General features: G+C 49.7%; 3 protein-coding genes. All 3 read left to right on the forward strand.

The window, feature by feature from the left end; all coding sequences use genetic code 11:
- The coding region (locus ACOJTG_RS20340; protein WP_420155496.1) for a hypothetical protein at positions 1-864 on the forward strand (864 nt) is incomplete at its 5' end.
- Positions 865-1,083: 219 nt separating this feature from the next.
- Positions 1,084-3,189, forward strand: a complete 2,106-nt coding sequence (locus ACOJTG_RS20345) for a Tex family protein (RefSeq protein WP_420155497.1) — start codon at positions 1,084-1,086, stop codon at positions 3,187-3,189.
- Between the two features lie 185 nt (positions 3,190-3,374).
- Positions 3,375-4,052, forward strand: a complete 678-nt coding sequence (locus ACOJTG_RS20350; RefSeq protein WP_420155498.1) for a C40 family peptidase — start codon at positions 3,375-3,377, stop codon at positions 4,050-4,052.
- The last annotated feature ends 91 nt before the right edge of the window (positions 4,053-4,143 follow it).

A 4,143-nucleotide genomic window follows, 5' to 3' on the forward strand; every position in this document is an offset into this window, starting at 1 on the left:
GAACTACAACTGCCCGAGAGTGGCGAGCGTCAGCTTCGTCGTTTGCGTACCGCTCCTATTTCGGTGAAGCAGAAACTCGCTCAAACGCACCTGAAAGCCGAATACGAACGCGAAACGGAGCAAACCTTTCTCGATAATCTAAACCTGTTGTACGTGGCCTTGACCCGGGCGGTCGAACGACTGTACGTGTCGATGGAAGTAAAACGGAGCAAGAAGGGCGAGCCTTTAAAAGATACCGTCGGACAGTTTTTTGCGAGTTACGTCGATTCGGACGAAGGGCAGCACATCGTACGGCAGGGGAATGTTCCCAAGCCCCGCCCCGTCGTAGTCAAAGATGACACGACGATCAGCATTGAAAACGTGCTTACGGTTCGCCGGGAAAGCATGCGTTTACGGCGGCAGAAAGATCGGCTAACGGAGTGGGATACATTTACCAGTCAGAAAGACTGGGCTAATAAAGCTCATGCCGTCATGCGGGAAATCCGTACGCCGGAAGACGTACCCAACGTGATTGATCGAATGCAGAAACGGGGACTCATTGACGAGTCGCAGGTGATTCTTCTCCGGGAAGCCATTGAACGGGTATTGAGTCGGGAAGAAATGAAACCGTACTTTGAATTGCCCGCCGAGTTTTTGTCGCAACAGGAAATCCTGATGCCCAACGGAGATATTCTACGTCCGGATCGGGTCGTAATTCGCCCCGACCAGAGCATAGCCATTCTGGATTACAAAACCGGCCAAATCCGAGATAGCCACCGGGACCAAATGAAATCCTACGCCCGCCGTTACCGCGAAATGGGGTATACAAAGGTTGAAGGATGGATTGTGTATCTGGAAACCGGGGAGATTGTATCGGTGAAGTGAGTGTTGAGTTTAGCGTTTTAGGTTAACTGCTCAGCCTGTAATCAGCAATAATTAGGAGGGAAGTGGTTTCGCGTCGGAGACGCTTAACCAGTTGTAGCCCGATCATTCCATAACGGTTTAGATCGGGCTGAGCTAAGAAACTCAAAACTCAAAACGCTAAACCCCAAACTCAAAACTCCAAACAGGCAACTGAAAACCGTAAACTGAAAAATTGTTCCCATGCGTACCGCAGTAGCTTTTATTTCAAGTCAGTTATCACTTTCCGCTCGTTCGGTCGAGCATACCATTCAACTTTTCGACGAAGGGGCCACCGTACCCTTCATTGCCCGGTACCGGAAGGAAATGACGGGCAGTCTGGATGAAGTACAAATTCAGGCCATCAAAGATCAGTACGAGAAATTCAAGGAAGTAGAAAAGCGTCGGGAGAGTATCTTGCAATCCATTCAGGAGCAGGGTAAATTAACGGCCGAGCTTCGCAAGCAACTCGAAGACGCCCAGACGCTGACCCAGCTCGAAGACCTGTACCTGCCGTATAAACCCAAGCGGAAAACCAAAGCCAGTATCGCCATTGAAAAGGGATTGGAACCGCTGGCCCGGCTAATTTTCGAGCAACGCGAACGCGATATTACGGGGAAAGCTCAAGCATTTATTAATGAGTCAGTACCCACGCTGGAAGAAGCCTATCAGGGAGCCAGCGACATAATGGCCGAGTGGATTTCCGAAAACGCGGATGCTCGAAATGCAGTCCGTAAAGTATTTGAAAGACAGGCTATTGTCTATGCTAAACTCAAGAAGAATAAAGCAGAGGAAGGAGCTAAATACCGCGATTATTTCGACTTTTCGGAAGAGCTGCGGAAAATTCCCTCGCATCGCCTGCTGGCCATTCGGCGGGGGGAAGAAGAAGACATTTTATCCGTAAGCATTTCTCCCGAGGAGGAACGCTCGCTGGAACAGCTAGACCGATTGTTCGTTCGGGGTTCTTCACCCGCTAAACCCTTCATAGAAGACGCTATTACGGATAGTTACAAGCGACTCATCAAGCCCAGTATCGAAAATGAATTTGCCCGACTTTCGAAAGAAAAAGCCGACGCCGAGGCGATTACGATTTTTGTGGGAAACCTGCGGCAATTGCTTCTCTCGTCGCCACTAGGTCAAAAACGGGTACTGGGTATTGACCCCGGCTATCGGACGGGCTGCAAAACCATTGTACTCGATGCTCAGGGTAATCTGTTGAGTGATACGGTACTTTATCCCTTTGACAAAAAGCAGGAGGCGGAAGTGAAAGTCCGTCAGCTCATTGCTTCGTACCAGATCGAAGCCGTAGCGGTAGGTAATGGTACCGCCGGTCGGGAAACGGAAGATTTCCTGAAAGGATTGTCCCTAACGATTCCCATTTTCATGGTTTCCGAACAGGGAGCCTCCATCTACTCCGCATCGGAAGTGGCCCGGGATGAATTTCCGGATAAAGACATTACGGTCCGCGGAGCCGTATCGATCGGTCGCCGATTGATGGACCCCTTGGCTGAACTGGTTAAAATCGATCCCAAGTCCATTGGTGTAGGACAGTATCAGCACGACGTAGATCAGGGAGCGTTAAAGAAAAGTCTGGACACGGTGGTGGAAAGTTGCGTAAATGCGGTAGGTGTCAACCTGAATACCGCAAGCAAGCACTTGCTGAGTTACGTCTCCGGATTGGGCCCTACGCTGGCTCAGAACATCGTGACGTACCGCCGCGAACACGGAGCTTTCAAATCCCGGAAAGAACTATTGAAAGTACCGCGATTGGGTGGAAAAGCCTTTGAACAATGTGCAGGCTTTCTGCGAATTGGGGAAGCGGCCAATCCCCTGGATAATTCAGCAGTACACCCAGAAAGCTACGACATCGTCGAACGGATGGCGAAAGACTTGGGTGTGTCAGTAAAAGATCTGATGACGCAGACGGAACAGCGAAAGAAAATTCAGTTACAAAAATACGTTACTGAAAAAGCAGGTTTGCCCACCTTACAGGATATTCTAAGCGAATTGGAAAAACCCGGTCGGGACCCGCGTCAGCCACTCGCGGCCTTCGAATTCGATGCTTCCGTACGAAAGCCCGAAGATCTGCGGGAGGGGATGATTCTGTCCGGTATTGTTACCAACATTACGGCTTTCGGAGCCTTCGTGGACATTGGGGTGAAACAGGATGGACTGGTGCACGTATCGCAATTGTCGAATCGCTTCGTCCGAGATCCCAACGAGGTCGTTAAGTTGCAACAGCAGGTTCAGGTAAAAGTAGTGGAAGTCGATCTGACCCGCAAACGCATTGCCCTGACCATGAAATTCTGATAAAAAAAGGGGAAGCATGTAAAAAAATATGCTTCCCCTTTTGTCGTTTTTAGGACTGAATCCTTACATTCAAACCGATATAGGGTATTTTAAACCGAAGTTTTTTGGAAGACAACAGGTCTTAAATAGCTGAAAATCAATTGTAAGTACTAGTCTTCCTTCACAACTCACTTAAACACTGGCTTATGCGTTTTTGGACTTTTCCGCTCCTTTGTACGCTAAGTATTTTACTTAGTTCCTGTGAATTATTTCGTACGACGACTCGTAGCAAACCCGTCAGTCGTCAAACTTCGTACCGGGCACCTGTTAATCGTTCGACTACGGCTTCGCGTTCTTCTTATGGAGGAACATCCGCCTCGCGATCGTATGCGGGGGCTTCGGCTGCTGCTTCCCCAGCTACACCGGCCAAATATGCTTTGACTAAAAAAGCGGAGTACAACCCCAAGGCAGTTCGGTATGACAAACAGCTGGTGAACGATTTGATCAATACCGCCAAGAGTTACGGCGGGACCAATTACCGGACGGGTGGGGGGACCAGTGTAGGACTCGATTGTTCAGGATTGGTACAGGTAAGCTTTAAGCAGATCGGACTGAAATTGCCGCGTACGGCCGCTGAACAGGCCAATGTGGGACAATCGATCTCAGTAAGTGACTTACGGCCCGGCGATCTGGTCTTCTTCAACACGGAGTACAAAGGTTTCGGTGCGAACCGAATCAATCATACGGGTATCGTCACGCACATCAATGGCTCCGAGGGTGTCATGTTTATCCACGCGTCCAGTAGTCGGGGCGTCATCGAAGACAACCTGTACAACGACTACTGGCAACGCGGATTCATTAAAGCTACGCGACTGCTGGATTAAGCCACCAGTCGTTTTCAGTCGGGGTGGCGTTACAGATAGGTGGGTACGAAATAGCAGTTGGGTTAGAGCTTGTGCTGATTTTAGTCCAGAT

The sequence above is a fragment of the Siphonobacter sp. genome, assembly GCF_048595215.1.
In the GTDB taxonomy this organism is placed as follows: Bacteria; Bacteroidota; Bacteroidia; order Cytophagales; family Spirosomataceae; genus Siphonobacter.

Excerpts from the sequence above, each read along its gene's own strand:
- ACOJTG_RS20345 (WP_420155497.1), top strand. The coding sequence starts at position 1,084 with ATGCGTACCGCAGTAGCTTTTATTTCAAGTCAGTTATCACTTTCCGCT.
- ACOJTG_RS20350 (WP_420155498.1), top strand. The coding sequence starts at position 3,375 with ATGCGTTTTTGGACTTTTCCGCTCCTTTGTACGCTAAGTATTTTACTT.